Here is a 21,039-nt window from a genome sequence, read left to right as displayed (position 1 = left end):
AATATTTCTTAGGTATAGAGCGGTATAGCGTATGACTCGGACACTTGCTATACCGCTCTATACCTTACTGCCCCTGCAGGTCAATTTCGTCGGTTGGCAGGATCTCCACTCTCACGCCCATTTTCTTTTGGATGATTTTGAAGTGGTGCGCGTCATCGGGAGTGATCAGCGAGATGGCTTCGCCGGAGGACTCGGCGCGCCCCGTACGACCGATGCGGTGCACATAATCTTTCGGGGAGCGGGGCAGTTCGTAATTGATCACAAAAGGCAAAAACTTGATGTCTATACCTCGGGAGGCCAGATCAGTGGCGACCAGTACACGCAACTTTCCCGCCTTAAACTGCCGAAGCGCTTCTGTTCTGCCGCCCTGGCTTCTGTCGCCGTGAAAAGCTGCGGCTTCTATGCCATGCTTCTTGAGTTTGCCCACCACATTGTCGGCTGTCCGGATAGACGAAGCAAACACCAGCACCTGTTGCATGTCGTATTGCCGGATAAGGTAGCGCAGCAAAGGTCCCTTCTTCTCGGGATCGATCTGGTAGGCGAGTTGCTTGATCAGTTCCGGCACGGTAGCTTCTTCCTGCACCGTTACCCGTACAGGGTTAGTCAGCAGCTTTGCAATCAGGTCTTCTACATCCTGGCTCAGGGTAGCCGAGAACAACAGATTTTGACGCCTGTCAGGAAGCATAGCAAGCAATTTGTTCACCTCCTCCTGAAATCCTAAATTCAGCATTTTATCAGCCTCGTCCAGCACCAGCGTTTCCACCTCCGAAAGGTGCACCGCTTTGTGCTCGATCAGGTCTAAGAGGCGGCCAGGCGTTGCGATGAGCACATCCGTACCGCTCATCTTCATCATCTGCGGATTGATGGAAATACCGCCATACACTGCCAGCGTCTTCACCGGTCTGTCAAGCTCCTTTCCGAAAGCCCGGAAAACTTCCTCGATCTGTACTGCCAGCTCGCGCGTCGGCACCAGCACCAGCGTGCGCACAAAGCGGTTGCGGCCGGCTTGCTTCATCTGGTACATCTCCAGAATAGGCAGCGCGAAACTGGCTGTTTTACCGGAACCCGTCTGCGCTATACCTAGCAGGTCCTTCCCTTCCAGAATGGCAGGTATAGCCTGCGCTTGGATGGGATAAGGAGAGGTATAGCCGTGAGCTTGGATGGAGCGAAGAAGTGGCGCCGAAAGGCCCAATGAGGAAAATGACATAAATCCAGGTATAAAGTCGTGGGCGAATGCCCGTATACCTGCAAAGGTACGAATATTATGCTTCGCTGTCTTTGGGAGCGATCACGATCTGAGTGCCATACCTAGCCAGGTTGTCGAGCAGGGCGTAAATGAACAGCGCTACCCCGGACATTTCCATCAGTTCTTCCAGGCAGTAGAGGATTCGGTTGTACAGGTGGTCGATCCCGTAAAGCTTATACAGATAACCCTCAAAAAACTCCAGCCCTAAAGCACCTGTCACAAACAGCGCACCCGATAGCAGAATCAGGTTACGGGTATAGGTAGGAAGCCGGAGCACAAAACGCAAGAAATAGGCCACCACAGCGAGCGTGAGCACACCGTATGGCACCACCCAGGCCCAGTGCAGCATACCTGACAGGTCTGTTACCAGATGTGGCCGCACAAAATCCGCCACCCGCTCGTGTATCTGTGTGTTCTCGTCGATGGCCATGAACAGGAAAATGCACCCCAGTATAAACCAATGCCAGGTATAACTGACCTTTGCAGCGCTTTTGTGTTGACGGTGAGTCAGAAAAAGGAGACCGCTGGCAGCCAGCAACATCACCGATGAGAAAAAAGCAGGGATGTTGCTCTCTCCGTTGAAGTTGAAATAATACATCAAAATCCGCGTCAGTCTGGAGTCATACCGCAACACACTGTCCAGTATAATCCCGGCAATATCAGCGAGCAGCAGCACGAAAATAATTATGCTGAGCTTCCGAAGCACATTTTCAGGAAAAAGAAGAAAGGGTGTGGTGGCAGGGGAAGTAGAAGTTAGCAGCATAGGTCAGTACGTCAGAACAGGACTCTAAATTTTACAGATTAAGGTATACCTTAAAACGACTTCCTCTGTTGTCGTGCGGGGCTGACTGCTGTTTGCAGGAAGTAAACATGCCCGATTAATTTTTTCGGCTATACCTGTGTTCCAACCCTAACCTCCTAAATGCAGTTTCCTAACAAATTAACAAACCATTTTATCCACAGAAATAATGCAGTAGCTTAAATAGTTAACAAGTTATCCACCAAACATACCCCCAGGCTTGATTTTTTATTCCTAAATCTTCAAATTATCTTCGTAATCCAAACCCAAGCATTATGACGCAAGACGGACTAAACGCAGCTATTCGAAACGACTGGACATTAGAGGAGATCAAAGCGATTTACAACAAACCAGCGCTTGAACTGATCGTGGAGGCAGCCAATGTGCACAAACAGCACCAGGCAACCGGTGAGGTACAGGTATGTACTTTATTGTCAGTGAAAACCGGTGGCTGCCCGGAGGATTGCGCGTATTGTCCGCAGGCGGCCCGTTTCCATACGGATGTGGACGTGCACAAACTGTTGAGTCAGGAGCAGGTGCTCACGGCGGCACAGCGTGCCAAAGAAGGCGGTTCTACCCGTTTCTGCATGGGGGCGGCCTGGCGCGAAGTGCGCGACAACCGCGACTTCGACAAGGTGCTGGACATGGTGAAAGGTGTGAATGAAATGGGTCTGGAAGTTTGCTGCACCCTGGGTATGGTGAACGAGTATCAGGCCGAAAAGCTGAAAGAAGCCGGTCTGTACGCCTACAACCACAACCTCGACACGTCAGAAGAAAATTACTCCAATATCATCACAACCCGTACCTATGATGACCGCCTCGACACGATTGAAAACGTGCGCAAGGCAGGTATATCTGTTTGTTCGGGTGGCATCATCGGTTTGGGCGAAACAGACGAAGACCGCATCGGTATGCTCCATACCTTGTCTACTCTGGTACAGCACCCGGAGTCTGTGCCCGTGAATGCGCTTGTACCGGTAAAAGGTACGCCCCTGGAAAACCAGCCGCTGGTTACGGTTTGGGAAATGGTGCGCATGATCGCGACAGCCCGTATCCTGATGCCAAAAACGATGGTACGACTATCGGCTGGACGTGAGCGCATGAGCGTAACCGACCAGGCCCTTTGCTTCCTGGCCGGCGCCAATTCTATCTTCACAGGCGAAAAGCTGCTGACAACGCCAAACCCGGACTTCGACGCAGACAAAGCCATGTTCGAAATGCTGGGTCTGACGCCCCGCAAGTCTTTTAAAGAAGAAGCACAACACATTTGTTAGTTTTTCTTTGACAAAAGACTATCTGACATAAGACAAAAGACTTTTTTGTAACTTGATTTTCGTTATTCAATCTTTTGTCAGGAATCCCTTTGTCTAATAGTCCATTAAAAAATAAACTACAGCAGAAGCTGGCGGAGCGGGGGGTCCAGGAGATATTACGTTCGCTTAAAACCACCGCCGGGCTCATTGACTTCTGCTCCAACGACTACCTCGGCCTTGCTCGCAGTGAGAAATTGCGGGCGCTCATCCACAAGGAAGAGGAACACTATAGCCATTTGCCTTTGGGGGCAACAGGCTCCCGACTGCTATCCGGCAACCACGGCCTTTTCGAAGAGCTGGAGGGCATCATTGCGTCCTACCACAAGGGGGAGGCGGCGCTGCTTTTCAACTCGGGGTATACAGCCAATGTGGGGTTATTGTCTGCTTTGCCGCAGCGTGGCGACACGGTGTTTTACGACGAGGCCAGCCACGCTTCCATGAAAGACGGTTTGCGGTTGAGCTTTGCCAAAACCTACAGCTTCAGGCACAACAGTGTAGAAGACCTCCGGCAAAAAATGAAGCGCGTGACCGGACAGGTATACGTGGTGGTAGAATCGGTTTACTCCATGGATGGCGACAAAGCACCTTTGAGAGAACTGGCTCAGGTATGCTACGAACAGGGAGCCGCTTTGATTGTGGACGAGGCACATGCCGTTGGTCTTTATGGCGATAAAGGCGAAGGATTAACAGTGGCTCTTGGGCTGGAAAAACAAGTATTTGCGCAGGTCATCACCTATGGAAAAGCCATGGGCGCACATGGAGCGGCTGTTGTCGGTCCACAAGTGCTGCGCGACTTTTTGATCAATTATAGTAGAGCATTTATATTTACAACAGGTCTGCCGACGCATGCGCTGGTCGCCCTGAAGTGTGCTTATACCCTGCTACCCGAACTTGCGCCCGAGCGTGAGCGCGTGCAGCAACTTGCAACCCGACTGTACCAAAAACTGAACAAACTTAGCGGCATACGCTGCACCCCGGAAAACAGTGTGATCCTATCTGTTTTCCCGCAAGAGTCCCGGCAACTCAAGACGCTGGCGGCTGCGCTGCAACAAGCTGGATTTGATGTGCGCCCCGTGTTGCCCCCTACTGTGCCTGCCGGTACAGAGCGGCTTCGCGTGATCGTGCATGCCTATAATAGTGAAGAAGAAATTGACGGCCTCGTGCAGGCCATAGCGAAAGGTACATGAAAAGATATTTTGTAACAGGCATCGGAACGGACGTTGGCAAAACAGTTGCCGCAGCCATACTCACCGAAGCCTTACACGCCGATTACTGGAAACCCGTGCAGGCGGGTGGCCTCGATTTTACGGACACCGACATGGTCAGGAGTTTGGTCTCGAACGCAAGCTCTGTGTTTCACCCTGAAGCTTACTGCCTCAAGATGGCTGCCTCTCCGCACAAGGCAGCGGCCGCCGAAGGTATAGAAATAGATGTGCACGGTCTGAAACTCCCCGAAACGCAGAATAACCTAATTGTGGAGGGAGCTGGCGGCCTGATGGTGCCTCTTAACAAGCGCTACCTGGTGCTGGACCTGGTGCAGCAGCTGGGTCTGGAAGTGATCCTCGTCTCGAGAAACTACCTGGGTAGCATCAACCATACCTTGCTCACGGCCGAGGTGCTGCGTTACCGCAAAGTGCCTGTGGCGGGTATCATTTTTAACGGGGAAGAGAACCAGACTTCGGAGGACTTCATCATCAAGTATACCGGGCTGCGCCGTCTGCCCTCTATCCGGCAGGAGGCTGACTTTTGCCAAGAGGCTGTAGCTGAGTATGCTAAGAGCTTCACCTCTTACCTGTAAGTTCATATAACAAAGGATACACCTATACCTAGCCTATTGTTTAAACTCTACTAAAACGATTACAGCTTCCGGTTAAAACTTGACATAGCACCAGGCAACTTCCTTGCTATTTGTACTATGAAAAGCTATTCTCTATTCCTAAATTTGGTCAGGTGCTATACCTGATATCCCAAATTTTGGACACGGCGCATGCATACAGAAGTACTTTTTGAGGTTTTGAGTCAGACACCGGGCAAAGCGCAGGTACAGCATTTAGCGGCTCAGGCGAATTCAGGCAAGCTGCCAGTCACTGATTTACTGAATCTTTGCTACACGCGGCACAAACCAGCTGTTGCTTTTCGGGCTGCCTGGGTGCTGGAAGAAGTGGCCTATACCTACCCAGAACAGTTCGTGCCTCACCTGCCGGATTTTGTCAGTCGATTGCCTGCTCAGCAGAACCTGAGTTGCCAGCGGCATTTCACCAAAATACTGATGCGATGTGCAAATCCAAAGGCAAGGCAAATTTACAGTACCGCCTGGAGCGCTATACCTGAACATGAAGCCATTGTGGAAACCATGTTTGAGTGGTTGATCGATCCGCGCACACCTGTGGCAGTAAAGGTTAACTGCCTGGATGTACTGGCATACCTGCAGGATGAGTTTCCGTGGATAGGAGATGAACTAAAATCCCAGATTGAATTTCTGCTGAAAGACGGGTCGCCCGCCATGCTCAGCCGGGGCAAAAGGCTGCTAAAGCGCTTTTTTCCACACAATCGGTAGGCAAATACCCGGGTGTTTTATACTTTCGCACCAGAGCTATACCTGACTTATGCCCCTTTCCGATAACCTTGCCAGCCGCGACCAGCGGGTTATCTGGCACCCGTACACGCAGATGAAAACCGCCGCCCTTCCTATACCTATTGTGCGGGGCGAAGGAGCTTTACTCTATGCAGAGGACGGAAAGACGTACATTGATGCAGTAGCTTCGTGGTGGGTAAACCTGCACGGACATGCGCACCCTTACATTGCTCAAAAAGTTGCGGAGCAATTGCAGACCCTGGAGCACGTCATTTTTGCCGGATTCACGCATCCCGCCGCTGTAACTTTTGCTGAGCGCTTAATCCGGATCTTACCCCAGGGCCAGAGCCGCATCTTTTACTCCGACAATGGCTCCACTGCTGTAGAGGTCGCGCTAAAAATGGCCATACAATACTGGCAGAACAAAGGTATACCGAAACGCAAAATCATTGCTTTCCGCGACAGCTACCATGGCGACACCTTTGGCGCCATGGCCGTGAGTGCCCGTAGCGCCTTTACTGCCCCCTTTTGGTCATATTTGTTTGAGGTGGAATTTATTGATGTGCCTATACCTGGACAGGCAGAAGAAACCGTAAAACAGCTGGAGGCTTTTGCCCGAAGTAGTGACGTAGCCGCATTTATTTACGAACCACTGGTACTCGGCACGGCAGGTATGGTGATGTATCAGCCGGAGGTACTCGACCAGTTGCTCGCCATCTGCCAACAGCACGACATCCTGACTATTGCCGATGAGGTGATGACAGGTTTCGGTCGCACCGGCCGCACCTTCGCCAGCGATTATTTGCAACATAAACCGGATATGGTCACGCTCTCGAAAGGACTCACCGGCGGCACGATGGCGCTGGGTACCACTTCCTGCAACGAAAAAATCTACGAAGCCTTCCTGAGCGATGACAAGCGCAAAACCTTGTTTCACGGGCACAGCTACACCGGAAACCCAGTTGCCTGCGCCGCTGGTCTGGCCAGCCTGGATTTGCTGCTACAGGAAGAAACGCAGCAACACATCGATCGCATTAGCAAGCGCCACGCAACTTTTGCTGAGCAGTTGAAATCAATGGATAAAATAGCAGATGTACGGCAGCAAGGCACCATTCTGGCAGTGGAATTCGAAGCCGATGGCACTTCCTACTTTAACAAACTGGGCGATACGCTTTACAGCTTTGCCCTGGAACAAGGTGTAATTCTGCGTCCGCTTGGCAACATAATCTATGTGATTCCTCCTTACTGCATTACCGATGCGCAGCTTGACCAGGTATACCTGACCATACAAGGTATGCGCGAACTAATCACCGGAGCACGTTACTTTGAGCCGCCATCCCAAACTACTTTACATGATTAATCCTGTCTGGCTTCCAGAGTCCCGGTCAACACCTGAGGAAATTCCGTCTGAAACCCTTTACCTTTACGATTGATTTGGAAGCTGAAAGAGAACATATCGTGATCAGGGGCTGCGGGGCAATCTCTGCATTAGGTATAGATGCGCAATCTGCAGCACAAGCCTATCTTTCCGGCAAGCCTTCTTTTTCTGTTATACAACATCAAGAGCAGGCAACTCCTGTAGCCGCCCTCTCAGAAACTGGCGAAAGCGCACTACGAAAACTTCAGACAGACAACCCCAGCTATCGCCAGCTGGACCGCTCTGTGCTGCTGGCCATTTTTGCCGCGCGCCAGGCTACAGAACAGGCCAGGTGGCTTCATCCACTCTCGGGTACGCAGGAAGAATTGGCTGTGAACATCGGTTCATCCAGAGGGGCTACCGGCTTATTTGAGCAACATTTCGAAGACTTTCAGCAGCAAAAACTCTCGTCTTCCGCCTCTCCTACCACTACATTGGGCAATTTATCGAGTTGGGTAGGCCATGCGGTACATGCGGGTGGGGCACAGATTAGTCATTCCATTACCTGCAGCACGGCGCTGATGGCCGTGGCAAACGGAGTAGCCTGGCTACGCGCCGGTATGGCCCGCCGCTTCCTGGCTGGCGGCACTGAAGCACCTTTAACGGACTTCACCATTGCTCAAATGAAAGCGATTGGAATTTACTCTGCCATGCATGATCAGCTTTACCCTTGCCAGCCCTACGGCATTTCCGGTCAGAATACCTTTGTGCTAGGTGAAGGGGCTGCTGTGCTGGCACTGGAAAAAACGCCTGCCTCTCAACTTAGTAAGGGCGATGTGATCATTGAAGCTACTGGGTTTGGCTTTGAACAGATCAAGAGCAAAACTGGGATTTCTGATGAAGGACTAAACTTTCAGCAGTCCATGCGGCACGCATTGTCGCAGCTCTCGTTTCAAAAGCAAGCTGTTGATGTGATCATCACCCATTCGCCGGGCACCAGAGCCGGCGACAAGGCTGAATTAAATGCCATCAAGGCGCTCTTTGAAAAAAACCTTCCCGCTATTACCACGAATAAACACCTGCTTGGCCATACGCTGGGTGCATCCGGCGCGCTTAGCTTGCAGTATGCATTGCTACTGTTTACGCAGCAACAAATTTCCATTCCAGGCTATACCTCCACACTGCCAAGTCAGCCTGTTTCCTGCATTAATCGGATCATGATCAACGCGGCTGGTTTCGGTGGAAATTCAGCTAGCATTATCCTTTCTTTAGTTTAGGAGCATACAGGATTTATCTAATTTCTAATCCTTTCACAGTCATTTATATAGACGACCTCTATATAGCTTGGTTATTGTACATTTCCACTCCATGTGCAGTTAAAGAATTCCCTTAAAATTGCACTACTTTTTCATTACTTCACCAGCACTGAGTTTAGGTATCAAACTATTTCTTCTACCCGAGCTATAAAATCACCTATAACATAAGAAACTTCTAATAGTCTGAATATTGCTAGATAAAATTATAGAAGTATAGAAGCTTAACGATACAATTTGACTTGGCAGACCTAATCAATTTAAGTCCAATTGCACACTAAAGTTTTATAGCACAGGAACGTATAACTCAATACATTCTAATAGTGAGACCTGGGCATGTACTGTCCGGTTTATACTAAAATTCATTGTGTTGATTACCCTTAAATTAAATACTGCTATAACAAACTTTTACCCAAACTATGAAAAAATATATACAAGTCTCGTTACTACGGTGCAGCCTGTTGGTTGCCATTTTACTCGTAGTCACGATCGCAAGCGCTTTTGCGCAAACCACTCCCGGTCTGATTACAAGAACGGCTGTCGGAACTGGCCAACAAATATTAGACCCCAACACCGATGGATATGTCTCCATCAATAGAACAGGATTTGCTAACGGCAGAGATGAAGGAACTGGCAACAGTGAAATTCCTTACCGGCAATTCCCGGCCTTAACATCAGAACCTACAGGGGACCTGAACACAGGTACTGCTGGAGGGCACACTGACCTGGCTGGTCCGGCGACCCCTATCACCTCTCCTTCTACAGGTTCCCCTATTGCAGTGTATTTTGATGGCACAAATTTACTTTTCCGTGTCAGACTTGGCGGTAACTCAACGGCTTCCAAAGGTTATAGCGTCCTAATAGATTCAAATAACTTATTTGAGGGTACAGGGGCTAATCCAGGATTTGAGTTCGAAGTGCTTCTGGCTTCGAATTCTTCTGTACAAGTACTAGACCATAGTGGTGTCACCAGCGGTACCATCTTTACGGGTTCAGTTGACCAATACTCACAACGAGCGGTGGCTGGCTCTACAAACGGAGATAACGCTGATTTTTTCTATGATTTCTATGTGCCACTGAGTGCATTCGGAGGCGAAATTACCACTACCACTCCGTTACGCATGAGCGGCATTACTATTACTAGTGCACAAAGTGGTTTTACAGGTACTATCTCAGATGTAGGTGGTGTTAATTTTCAGGCCTATGGGTACAACGCACCAGATGCCTGGCGAGCTTTACTAGGTATATTTCCTCCTACTACCTTAACCCAAATCAGAAATTCAGGTATAACACCTGCTCCTTCCGCAGCTCCTGTAGTAAGCAGCCCAATCAATGCAAACAGTACATCCATTTCAGGTACCAGCACAGAAGTACCAGGCTCTGTTGTGACTGTACTGTTAAACGGTGAATCCATTTGCGGTGGCGCTGGCCAGCTGGCTTGCCCTACTGTGAGCGTGAACGGTATATGGACGTTGAGTGGTATCCCAAGCAACTTATTGCAACCGGGAAATACAATTACGGCCAGAGTAACAGCACCAGGTAAAACCATCTCACCTCTTTCGAATACGGTAACGGTTAATACTGTTTTTTGCGAAACTCCTGCTCCTAGAATTACAGGAAGTACCGGTGGTAATCCTAGAAATATAATCTTTGAACCAAATTATGCTCAACGGCAGAGAATCAGAATTTACAGCCTTCCAAATTCTTTACAAGTGTTTGAGACAGTTATATCTCCTGCAAGTATTCAACCAATAACTTTAGCTTATAATACTTCCTCCAATACTAATTATTACATTACATCTACCCCTGTAGATGAAAGTAATAACCCTATAGGATGTGAATCCCCTAGATCAAATCAATACTGTAGAGGAAATGGACAGTCTGTAGAAACTGTTTTAGCGCATAGAGTAGAGATTACAAGTATCACTTATCAGGGAACTACAATTAATAATGTTACTAGCTCAACACCTATACCCTCTACTTTAGAATCAATTAATGTAACAGTAACAAACGGCAACAGTCCTGTAAGCAGAATTGTACTTTTTAGAAATGGTCAACCGACTAATGTCTTATTAACGATTACAGGGGCCACAAATAACCCAACAGGGACATTGGATTTAACAGCCTTATCAACTGCCCTCACGCCAAATGATGTACTTACTGTAAGAACAGAAACTACTGGCGGATGCGGTCTGTATTCGGCTCCTTCAATTGCTCTTAGAGTTGTTTCTACATTAACTACCCCAGTTATCGATACACCTGACTGCGGTTTTGTCACTACTCTCTCAGGCACTTCCACAAACCCTATTGGTACGACTATTCAGTTTTACACTGGTGGTACAGCTGGCACCAGAACCGGAACGCTCGTTACGCAAAGCGATGGCACGACGCCGGTTACCGCTACAGTTACAAGCACCGGTATTTGGGTGGCCAATTTTACGTCGATGACAGCAGGAGGCATTGCTGCGGGTACAGCTATTACGGCCAGAGCCGTATCTCCGAATAATGTGTCAAGTGTTAACTCTAACGTAGTAACAGCTACACCTGGGCCAGAAAGCGTCTTAACTATCAACCCAATAACTGCTGGCGCTACAACGATTACAGGCATTGCGCCAGCATCTGCTTCAGGTGGACAAATCAACATTTACATCGAAGGCACCCCATATCCTACGCCGGTCTTTATCTCAGGTACTACCTGGGGAGTAGAAGGTATATCAGCACAGGATCTGTTCGCAGGAGCAACTGTAACAGCCACTTTCACTCCACCAAATGGCTGTGAAAGCCAACAGTCAGAACCGGTAATTGTGGCCTGTGCTCCACCGACAGCTGTATTTACACTTAGCCCAACAACAGCGACAGTATGCGGCGGAAACACAACTAGTTTTGAGTTGTCTGGTTCAGATTATGGCATTATTTATCGCCTGCTGATTAACGGGGAGGAATCAGGCAGTTCTGTGCTGGGCACTGGCGGACCAATCACCTTGATCTCGGGACCGTTCACAAACCTGACAGCAGCAAATGAAAATCAGACGGTTACGTACAGGGCCAGAAGCCTGGCTGGCACGGCGTGTGACGCTACCTCGACCAATACGGTGGCAGTAACTGTGAGTCCGCAGCCTGCTACTACTGGTCTGGAACTGACACCGATTACTCCACAACCCGTATGTGGCAGTCGCAGTGTGAGCTATTTACTCTCTGGCTCTAACCCAGCCTATGTTTACCAGTTAGTCAACCAGTCAACCGGACTGCCAATTGGAGCACCAGCGTCAGGAGCAGCAGGAAACGTTACCCTGACTACCGGCCCAATTTCAGCCAACACCACAATTGGCTTGCGCGTATCTTTCCCGGGTGAAGATGCTTGCGGTGTAACCATCGCCGACCAGGCAACTGTGTTTATTTCCGGCCCATCTGTAAACAACTTTGTGTTTGCAGAGAACAATAAGGTTTGCGTCGGAAACGGTGCAACCATCGGTGTGCAAACAGAATTCAATGCGAACACGGTTTATACCTACCGCATCTATCGCAGGGTGGGTACAGAAATAAACTTCGGTACTGACGAACAGATTGGCTCAGCATTCACAGGAAATGGTGAACCTATAACAAGATCTACTCCTGCACTGACAGAGGGAAATCAGATCTTCTATGTAACGGTTACCAGTCCTGGTTGTGGGGAAATCATTTTAGCGAATACTGTTACAGTACAGGTGGCCAATACTGTCTTACAAGCTAATGCGGGTGAAGACCGAACTGTGTGCGGAACCAGTGTGGTGCTCAGTGCAAACGATGTGGGACAGGATGCCGGCTTGTGGACTCAAATCAGCGGACCATCTCAAGCTGTGTTCTCTCCGGCAAGCGCGAATAATGCGACAGCCTCTAACCTAGATCCAGGCACCTACGTTTTCCGATGGACTTCTACCCCAGTATGCGGTGAAGGTGGTGAAGCCTCATTCGATGAGGTAACAATCACAGTTAACTGCGACGCTTTCTATACCATCAACCCGCCAAGGTATAACGATGAGTACTCCGTAGATGATATCTTAGCTTTTGCTACTGACCCTGATGGTGAAATCGAAGATGCTGACATTGTATTTGGCAGCTTACCGGACGGCCTGACATTAGCGTCTGATGGTACTATCTCGGTTAATAATCCAAGTGCGCTGGGTGAAGGGGCTTTCCCACTCAGGATTGAATTGCTGCAAGGTGGTCAGATTACTACCCTCAGCATTGTCATCCGTCTGCTTGGCGACGAGCCTGTCATCATCCCGCTCCCTGTCGAACTTGTCTACTTCACAGCTACCGTCCGTAACAACCAGGCGCACCTGGAGTGGCTTACGGCTTCGGAACTGGACAACGATCGCTTTGAGATAGAGCGCAGCCTCGATGCGAGGAGCTTTGAAATGGTGGGTACTGTGAAAGGAAAAGGCACGACCAGCCTGGAGTCCAAGTACACTTTCACCGACCGCACGCCGGTACAGGGAACAGTTTACTACCGACTCAAGCAGGTAGATCTGGATGGTCAGTTTGCCTACAGCAATGTAATTGCGGTAAATGCCAAAGGCCTGGCGCGTGAGTTGGCTACACAGGCTTATCCGAACCCATTCCAGGATGTGATCAAGGTAACGCTTACCGCACCAGAAGCACAGGTGGCCGCCATGACCATTTACGACATCAACGGTCGCCGTGTCATGACCAAAGACCTGGACCTGGATGCTGGGGTCAACATGCTGGAACTTAAGCTCAATCAGTTACAGTCGGGTATGTATATTCTCAAAGTGGTGGGCGCAGGTATGGAGTCCACTACCAGGATCATGAAAAACTAACATTAAGGTATAACACCTCCAGAAAAGGCAGCCGCAAATGGCTGCCTTTTCTTTTTTATCCGGTTATGATACATCTGCACTGAATTTGCTAAATTTACAGCCGGATTTTGCTCAATCTATACCTTGCAAAAGGCTATACCTGACCATCTTCTGACTATACCCTTTATTTCAAACTGATTAGATGAAAGTTTTAAAGTTCGGCGGCACCTCTGTAGGTTCGGCTGAAAGAATGAAAGCGGTGGCGGATCTGATTAACGATGGCTCGCCCAAGATCGTAGTGCTCTCGGCGATGTCGGGTACTACGAACCAGCTGGTGCAGCTCGCAGAGACGCTCTACCAGAATGACAACCAAAAAGCAAATGCGCTCATAGATGCGCTACACGATAAATACAAACAGGTAGTAGAGGCGCTCTACTTCACCGACGAAAAGAAAAAACAGGCACTCGAGCTGATCTCCACGCACTTCGACCACATCCGCTCTTTTACGCTCGACCTCTTTACCATTTACGAAGAGCGTGCCGTGTTAGCACAGGGCGAATTGCTGTCTACGGCCTTGTTTCAGTTCTTCCTCGAGGAGCAGGGTATACCATCCGTATTGCTGCCAGCTCTGAATTTTATGAAGATCGACGAAAATGAGGAGCCGGACAATGCCTACATCAGCAAGAACCTTAAACTGGAATTGGAGAAGTACCCGAACACCAGGCTTTTTATCACGCAAGGTTACATTTGCCGCAACGCTTTTGGCGAGGTTGACAACTTAAAGCGTGGTGGTTCGGATTACTCTGCCTCCCTGATCGGTGCAGCAGCCGATGCCTCCGAAATTCAGATCTGGACCGATATTGATGGAATGCACAACAACGATCCACGGGTTGTGAAGAATACCTTCCCAATCGCAGAGCTTTCTTTTGATGAGGCGGCAGAACTTGCTTACTTTGGGGCCAAGATCCTGCACCCGTCGAGTGTACAGCCGGCGAAGCAGAAGAATATACCTGTTCGCCTGCTCAATACCATGCAGCCGGAAGCGCATGGCACTACTATCTCGGCCCAGACCGGAAAAGGCGGTATCAAGGCGGTAGCAGCGAAAGACGGTATCACGGCGATCAAAATTAAATCAGGGCGCATGCTTCTGGCCTATGGTTTTCTGCGCAGCGTGTTCGAGGTGTTCGAAAGGTATAAGACCCCGATCGACATGATCACAACATCCGAAGTAGCTGTGTCGCTGACCATCGACAACCCAAAGTTTCTGACCGAGATCACCCGCGAGTTGCAGGAGTACGGCCAGGTAGAAGTAGACCAGAACCAGAGCATCATCTGTGTGGTCGGCGATTTTATTGCCGAGCGCAGCGGCTCAGGATTGAAGATATTTGAGGCGCTCAAAGACATACCGCTTCGCATGATCTCTTATGGCGGAAGCAAAAACAACATCAGTTTATTGATCAACACAACCGATAAAGAAAGATCCCTGATTCAGTTGAACGAGGGCATCTTTGAAAGGAACAACAGCAATGCTTAATTTATCTGTGCAGGAGTTGCAGCAGCATACCACTCCTTTTTATGTATACGACCTCAACCTGTTGCGCCAAACCCTGCAGCAGGCCAGCCAGGAGGCCGCCAAGTATAACTTTCAGGTACACTACGCCATGAAGGCTAACACCAATAGCCCCATCTTGCAGGAGATGCGTGCCGTGGGCTTTGGTGCTGACTGTGTGAGTGGCAATGAAGTGAAATGCGCTATTGAAAATGGCTTCCCGGCGCACCATGTCGTGTTTGCAGGCGTGGGCAAGTCGGATGCCGAGATCAATTATGCGCTGGATCAGGACATTTTCTGCTTTAACTGCGAGTCGAGCCATGAATTGATCGTGCTGAACGAACTGGCGGAGGCCAAAGGCAAAACGGCCCGCATTGCACTGCGTATTAACCCGAACGTGAATGCCAATACGCACAAGTACATCACCACCGGGCTCGAGGAAAACAAGTTTGGCATCAATGCCTGGGAACTACCCGATGTACTGACGCTGCTCAAAACACTGCCTAACCTGTCACTGATCGGTCTGCATTTTCACATCGGTTCCCAGATCACAGACTTGTCGGCTTTCCGCAACCTATGCACGCGTGTGAATGAGTTTCAGGATTGGTTTGAATCGCAGCAGGTACAGCTGGAGCACATTAACGTGGGCGGTGGCCTGGGTGTGGATTATTATAGCCCGGACGAGCAGCCTATACCTGATTTTGAGGCTTACTTCTCACTCTTCAATCAGTTTTTAGAAGTTCGCCCGAACCAGCAGGTGCATTTTGAACTTGGCCGGGCCCTGGTTGCCCAGAGTGGTACGCTTATCTCGAAGGTGCTCTACATTAAGAAAGGTGTGTCGACTAACTTTGCCATCCTGGATGCCGGTATGACTGAACTGATCCGTCCGGCGCTGTACCAGTCGTACCACAAAATTGAGAACATTAGCAGCCAGGGAGCTGAAGAACGCTACGACGTCGTGGGTCCAATCTGCGAATCGTCTGACTGCTTCGGTAAAGCAGTGGTTCTACCCGAAACGAACCGTGGCGATTTGATCGCGATCCGTACGGCGGGTGCCTATGGCGAAGTAATGGCCTCATCCTACAACCTACGCAACAAAGCAGCTGCCGTATACCTTGGTTAATCAAACTAATGGTCCCTATAAAAAGGAAAGCCCCGCCTCCGGAAATCCGGGGCGGGGCTTTCTCACTCTTAACCCAAAACCATCACAATCAGGTATTTTACATGGCCAGCGAGACCACAAAATCAGGCTCCGCATGCTTGATGCGGGGCTGCTTATAAAAGAAGTTAGCCATTTCAAGCGCGTTGCCTCGTGAATTTTTATTGGCGCGCATCACAAAAGTATTATCGCTCAGGGCGCTTACAATCTCAGTTTTGGTTGCCTCACTCAGGCCCTTTAGTACCTGCGCAGCCGGTTGCCGGCCACCTTCTACAACTACTATAAATTCGTTAGATACACCCAGTAGTTGTCCGCCAGCTGTTTCAAAATAGGGGGCAGCATAGGCCACAGCCGGATTCTTTAAAATTTCAGAAAGTGCTACCTCCACCTGCTGACAATTGAGACCCGGAGCCAGTTTAGCCGGGTATAGCCGGGCAGAGTTTGATTGAATCGGTTGCCCGAGCGCTTCTATAAACCCATGACGCCCTGCTGCTGTTATGGCTTTTTGCTCATCATTCACTTCGTCGCTGAACGACAAAAGTATCATGCCATTGTAAACCGTGCCCAGCGACTTTTCTGCACCATTATAATAATAGGTATGAGCCGTGCAAGGTATATCACCGGCCGCCTGCAACGGATTTAACAAGCCGGGGTCAAAACGCACGTTCCGAATTGGCGAAACGTTGTCATTTCTACACGATGAAAATATAATTATCAGAAGTAGATAGCTTAGCCAGGGTATATAGATTTTCATTGCTGTCAGGTATTATGAATCGTCCATAAATATTCTTTGTACGATAGTAAAACCATAAACAGATGAAAATGACAGCGTTATTTAAATAAATATTTTAAAAAGCTATTATATCATCAGTAATCCAATTTATTACAACAAAACTATACAATGAATGTACAATTTAAAATTACAATTGTTTAAATAAACAAATTGAACTATTCCCATAAAGCTCCTGCTCAATAAATACACTTTCCGGCTTTCGCTCTCTTCTTGGAGCAAAAAACAAACTTATAAGCTTCCTACAGGTACAGCCTCCTCGCTTCTATACTTCTCTGGTACTATATCAAGTGCTACGCTTTCAGGTATAGCCGCCACAAAAATGCCTTGCTGCTTCAGAAAAGACTCGTGCTGCTTAAGTTGCTGTGGGGTTAATGACAGAATAACCTGGCTCTGACCGATAATTTTATACTGGTTGGCGGGTTGTACTAAGTCTTGGAGCTCCGCAAGACGATCTGACTGCCCTTGCAATAAAACAGTAATCTGTTCATTGCCTGAGGTGGCCGTTGCCTGACTGGTACAGAGCTTGGGGTAGGTATAGCGGTAGCCCCGAATAGTTGCCGTAACATCGGCCCACACAGCTGAGCCGGTCGGGTGACTGCCGGCACCGCGCCCTTTCAGGAATTGCTTTCCCGCAAACCGGGCCTCTATCTCCAGTCCATTGAACTCCGCTTCCACATCATACAGCGCATCTGTTTCAGGTATAAGTGTAGGTAGTACCCGCAATTCAATTTGTCCGGTGGGAGTAGCTTTCAAAGAACCAACCAGTTTGATGCGGCAACCCAGGGCAGCGGCCAGTTCAACAGCTTCGGAGCTAATATACTGGATGCCCAAGTGAAGCACATCATCAGGATGCACCAACAAACCATAAGCGTGTGCAGCCATAATGCAGAGCTTGTGCAGCGCGTCTGTCCCCTCCACGTCCAAAGACGGATCGGCCTCCGCGAAACCCAGTTCCTGCGCCTGCGCCAGGGCAGCCTGGAAATCAATGTGCTCTGCGTGCAGCTTACTTAATATATAATTAGAGGATCCGTTCAGGATTCCGCGTACTTCAACCAGTGGTTCTGATCCATAATATGCTTCGAGCGTGCGCAGCACAGGTATACTGCCGCACACAGACGCTTCATACAGTAACACGCCTCCGTGCCGCTGTTGCAGCTGGATCAGTTCCGGCAGGTTTTCGGCGATCACTTTTTTGTTGGCCGATACCACGGTTTTACCCTGCTGCAGGGCTTGCCTGAGTATACCGAGCGCCTCCTTAGTGTCGCTGATCAGTTCGGCGATAATGTCGAGGCTCGGGTCCTGCAGCACCTCCTGCACATCGTAGGTAAAGGCGGAGGCTGGCAGTGAGCGTGTCTTTTCTTTATCTTTTACGCAGATACAGCCTATTTCCCAGCCAAGGTGCCGGTTCGCTTCTACCACATCGTACAGCCCCTGCCCTACGCAGCCAAACCCGATCAACCCGATGCGTTTCCTAAACTTCTGTATTTTCATAGTGAATGTGCTTTACTGTTACTGTTTCATAAAATTCCCGGATAACCTGCGTAAGCTGTACCGTTTCCACCAAAAAACCATCGTGCCCGTAGCCTGAATGGAGCAGCGCGAAATGAGAGCCCGGCACCAGCCGGTGTAGCTGCTCCTGCTCTTCCGTAGGGAAAAGCAGGTCAGTGTCTACCCCGACAAAGAGCGCTTTGGCCCGAATCCTGTCCAAGGCTTTCTTAACTCCCCCCCTATCGCGGCCAACATTGTGCGAGTCCATGGCTTTGGAGAGCAGCCAGTAGGTATAGGCATTGAAGCGACCGGCCAGTTTTTCGCCCTGGTATACCTGGTAAGAGGCCGCCCTGAAATTGTCGGTGATGCTGTTGCCCGGCTCCTGCTGACTCGCCTCATAACATGTATAGTGTCTGTAAGAAAGCATGGCAATGGCACGGGCAGTTTTGAGACCTGCTATACCTGCTTCTTTGGTATTGGTCTGCCAGGTCGGGTCCTGCCGAATGGCCATGCGCTGACTCTCGTTAAAAGCGATTCCCCAGGCCGAATGCCGCGCGTTAGAAGCTACTTGGATCAGGTTCTGGAAAACCTCCGGCAGCAAAATGGCCCACTCCAGCGCCTGCTGCCCACCCAGCGAACCGCCGAGCAAAGTATGTACCTGCGTTATACCTAAATCCTGTCGCAGCAGATCAAAAGCCCGCACGATATCCCGGTTGGTCAGCTCCGGGAAGCTGTGGTAGAAGGGTTGCAGCGTTTCCGGATTAACCGAAAGTGGTCCCGTGGATCCATAGGAGCCACCCAGGGTGTTCGCACAAACCACAAACCAGTCCGCCGGGTCGTATAGTTTTCCCTCGCCAAATAATTCACCCCACCAGTCGGTAAAGTCCGAGCTGCCCGTGAGGGCGTGGCATACCCACACCACATTACTTTTTTCTCTGTTGAGTTGTCCATAGGTTGTATAGGCCAGTTGGAAGCCGGGAAGCGAGGCTCCCGACTCCAGCTGAAACTGTTTCTGGTAATGAAAATTTAATTGTTCAGGCATTATGCTTCGTTCAAAACGGCTTCTTTATCCAGCTGACCGACTTTAGCAAAAGCCTGTTCCAGGTCAGCAATTATGTCATCGAGGTGCTCTATACCTGCAGAGAGGCGCAGTAGTGTTGGCGTTACACCCGCGCTCTGCTGCTCTGTCTCCGAAAGCTGCTGGTGAGTGGTAGAGGCCGGATGTATGATCAGGGTTTTGGCATCGCCGAGGTTGGCCAGGTGACTGATCAGCTGCATACTGTTCACAAATACTTCTGCCTGCTTTTTGTCGCCTTTCAGGTTGAAAGACAGCACACCGCCATACCCTCTTTTCAGGTATTTCTTCGCCAGGCCATGGTATTTGCTGGACGGCAGACCCGGGTAATTCACGCTTTCTACCTGCTCGTGTTGCTCCAGCCACTCGGCCAGCGCTAGCGCGTTCTGGACCGTGCGGTCCACGCGCAGCGAGAGAGTCTCCAGACCCTGCAGCAGCAAAAAGGAGTTGAATGGACTGAGCGCCGGACCAAAATCACGCAGGCCCTCTACCCGCGCCCTCGTGGCGAAAGCGATGTTGCCAAATGGTCCATCCGTACCAAAAACCTCCCAGAAGTTGAGCCCATGGTAACCTTCTGAAGGCTCTGAGAACTGCGGAAACTTGCCGTTGCCCCAGTTGAAGTTGCCGCCGTCCACGATCACACCACCAATGCTGGTACCGTGGCCGCCGATCCACTTGGTTGCTGACTCTACCACCACGTTTGCTCCATGCTCAATTGGTCTGAACAGGTAGCCACCCGCCCCAAAGGTGTTATCCACCACCAATGGAATATCGTGCGCTTTGGCCACAGCAGCGATGGCTTCGAAGTCAGGAATGTTGAAGCGCGGGTTGCCGATCGTTTCCACATAGATCGCTTTCGTGTTTTCGTTGATCAATTGCGTAAAGCTTTCGGGTTCGTCGCTTTCGGCAAAGCGCACCTCTATACCTAGCCTTTTAAAGGATACCTTGAATTGGTTGTAAGTACCGCCGTAAAGGAAGCTGGAAGAAACAAAATTGTCACCGGCCTGCAGGATATTGCTGAGCGCGATGAATTGGGCTGCCTGCCCTGACGCTACCGCCACTGCCGCCACACCACCTTCCAAAGCAGCAATGCGCTTCTCAAACACATCGGTGGTGGGGTTCATGATGCGGGTATAGATGTTTCCGAACTCCTTCAAAGCGAACAGGTTAGCTCCGTGTTCGGCATCTTTGAAGACATAGGAAGAAGTCTGGTAGATCGGCACAGCGCGGGAACGGGTAGTGGGATCGATTTCCTGGCCAGCGTGTAATTGAAGTGTTTCGAAATGAGGTGAATTAGACATACTTGTGCAGTTAAAATTTTGGAAATTATAGAATAGATTAGCTTGTTTTAAGACAAGAAAAAGAAAAGGCTACAGACATCTGCTCACAGGATCTACCTGCGGCTAGGCGCTATTGCAGCAAAAAAAACGGGGAAATTGGTCGCGCTAGCAACAGCAGCGACAACACATGCACATTCGGCTACAGGGGGTAGTAGCACAGGTATAAGCATGCGAAAGAACAGGCAGTTGAGCTGCTTGTGTAAAAAATAAAAGAAGTTGCGTTGGCTTGGTTC

15 protein-coding genes are annotated in these 21,039 nt (G+C 49.8%); 9 read left to right on the top strand and 6 right to left on the bottom strand.

All coding sequences use genetic code 11. The features are described 5' to 3' along the window. Positions 1 to 64: 64 nt before the first annotated feature. Positions 65 to 1,207: a DEAD/DEAH box helicase gene (locus K3G39_RS03000; protein WP_220624694.1), complete on the bottom strand. Its 1,143-nt coding sequence runs from the start codon at positions 1,205 to 1,207 to the stop codon at positions 65 to 67. A 55-nt stretch (positions 1,208 to 1,262) separates the two neighbouring features. Beyond that, positions 1,263 to 2,009: a multidrug transporter gene (locus tag K3G39_RS02995; RefSeq protein WP_220624693.1), complete on the bottom strand. Its 747-nt coding sequence runs from the start codon at positions 2,007 to 2,009 to the stop codon at positions 1,263 to 1,265. 311 nt (positions 2,010 to 2,320) lie between these two features. Between K3G39_RS02995 and bioB the strand changes: the two genes are divergently transcribed. From bioB to lysA, 9 genes are all read left to right on the top strand, one after another. Beyond that, positions 2,321 to 3,319, top strand: a complete 999-nt coding sequence (gene bioB / locus K3G39_RS02990) for a biotin synthase BioB (RefSeq protein ID WP_220624692.1) — start codon at positions 2,321 to 2,323, stop codon at positions 3,317 to 3,319. Between the two features lie 89 nt (positions 3,320 to 3,408). Beyond that, a complete protein-coding gene (locus K3G39_RS02985) occupies positions 3,409 to 4,545 on the top strand; it encodes an 8-amino-7-oxononanoate synthase (protein ID WP_255593848.1) in 1,137 nt (378 codons plus the stop codon). Next, on the top strand, positions 4,542 to 5,156 hold the full coding sequence (gene bioD, locus K3G39_RS02980; RefSeq protein WP_220624691.1) for a dethiobiotin synthase: 615 nt from the start codon (positions 4,542 to 4,544) through the stop codon (positions 5,154 to 5,156). Before K3G39_RS02985 ends, bioD begins: the two co-directional genes overlap by 4 nt. 189 nt (positions 5,157 to 5,345) lie before the next feature. Next, positions 5,346 to 5,915, top strand: coding sequence for a hypothetical protein (locus K3G39_RS02975; protein ID WP_220624690.1), 570 nt, complete (start codon positions 5,346 to 5,348; stop codon positions 5,913 to 5,915). Positions 5,916 to 5,964: 49 nt separating this feature from the next. Beyond that, positions 5,965 to 7,293, top strand: coding sequence for an adenosylmethionine--8-amino-7-oxononanoate transaminase (gene bioA, locus K3G39_RS02970; RefSeq protein WP_220624689.1), 1,329 nt, complete (start codon positions 5,965 to 5,967; stop codon positions 7,291 to 7,293). A gap of 74 nt (positions 7,294 to 7,367) precedes the next feature. Continuing rightward, a complete protein-coding gene (locus tag K3G39_RS02965) occupies positions 7,368 to 8,567 on the top strand; it encodes a beta-ketoacyl synthase N-terminal-like domain-containing protein (protein WP_220624688.1) in 1,200 nt (399 codons plus the stop codon). Positions 8,568 to 10,714: 2,147 nt separating this feature from the next. Beyond that, a complete protein-coding gene (locus tag K3G39_RS20730; RefSeq protein WP_255593846.1) occupies positions 10,715 to 13,423 on the top strand; it encodes a T9SS type A sorting domain-containing protein in 2,709 nt (902 codons plus the stop codon). A 181-nt stretch (positions 13,424 to 13,604) separates the two neighbouring features. After that, positions 13,605 to 14,936, top strand: a complete 1,332-nt coding sequence (locus K3G39_RS02955) for an aspartate kinase (protein WP_220624687.1) — start codon at positions 13,605 to 13,607, stop codon at positions 14,934 to 14,936. Continuing rightward, positions 14,929 to 16,074, top strand: coding sequence for a diaminopimelate decarboxylase (gene lysA, locus K3G39_RS02950; protein ID WP_220624686.1), 1,146 nt, complete (start codon positions 14,929 to 14,931; stop codon positions 16,072 to 16,074). The genes K3G39_RS02955 and lysA overlap by 8 nt, the downstream gene beginning before the upstream one ends. A 97-nt stretch (positions 16,075 to 16,171) precedes the next feature. On the opposite strand, the gene K3G39_RS02945 is transcribed toward lysA, so the two are convergent. From K3G39_RS02945 to K3G39_RS02930, 4 genes are all read right to left on the bottom strand, one after another. Beyond that, positions 16,172 to 16,774: a hypothetical protein gene (locus K3G39_RS02945; protein ID WP_220624685.1), complete on the bottom strand. Its 603-nt coding sequence runs from the start codon at positions 16,772 to 16,774 to the stop codon at positions 16,172 to 16,174. 357 nt (positions 16,775 to 17,131) lie between these two features. Then, a complete protein-coding gene (locus K3G39_RS02940; RefSeq protein ID WP_220624684.1) occupies positions 17,132 to 18,394 on the bottom strand; it encodes a homoserine dehydrogenase in 1,263 nt (420 codons plus the stop codon). Then, entirely contained in the window at positions 18,375 to 19,433 is a 1,059-nt protein-coding gene (gene metX, locus K3G39_RS02935; protein WP_220624683.1) for a homoserine O-acetyltransferase, read from the bottom strand. Before metX ends, K3G39_RS02940 begins: the two co-directional genes overlap by 20 nt. Further along, positions 19,433 to 20,767 carry an O-acetylhomoserine aminocarboxypropyltransferase/cysteine synthase family protein gene (locus tag K3G39_RS02930; protein WP_220624682.1) on the bottom strand — a complete coding sequence of 445 codons (1,335 nt, stop codon included), beginning with the start codon at positions 20,765 to 20,767 and terminating at the stop codon, positions 19,433 to 19,435. Before K3G39_RS02930 ends, metX begins: the two co-directional genes overlap by 1 nt. Positions 20,768 to 21,039 lie beyond the last annotated feature (272 nt).

The organism is Pontibacter sp. HSC-14F20, assembly GCF_019599265.1.
Lineage (GTDB): Bacteria > Bacteroidota > Bacteroidia > Cytophagales > Hymenobacteraceae > Pontibacter.
This window is presented reverse-complemented; position numbering and strand designations above follow the sequence as displayed.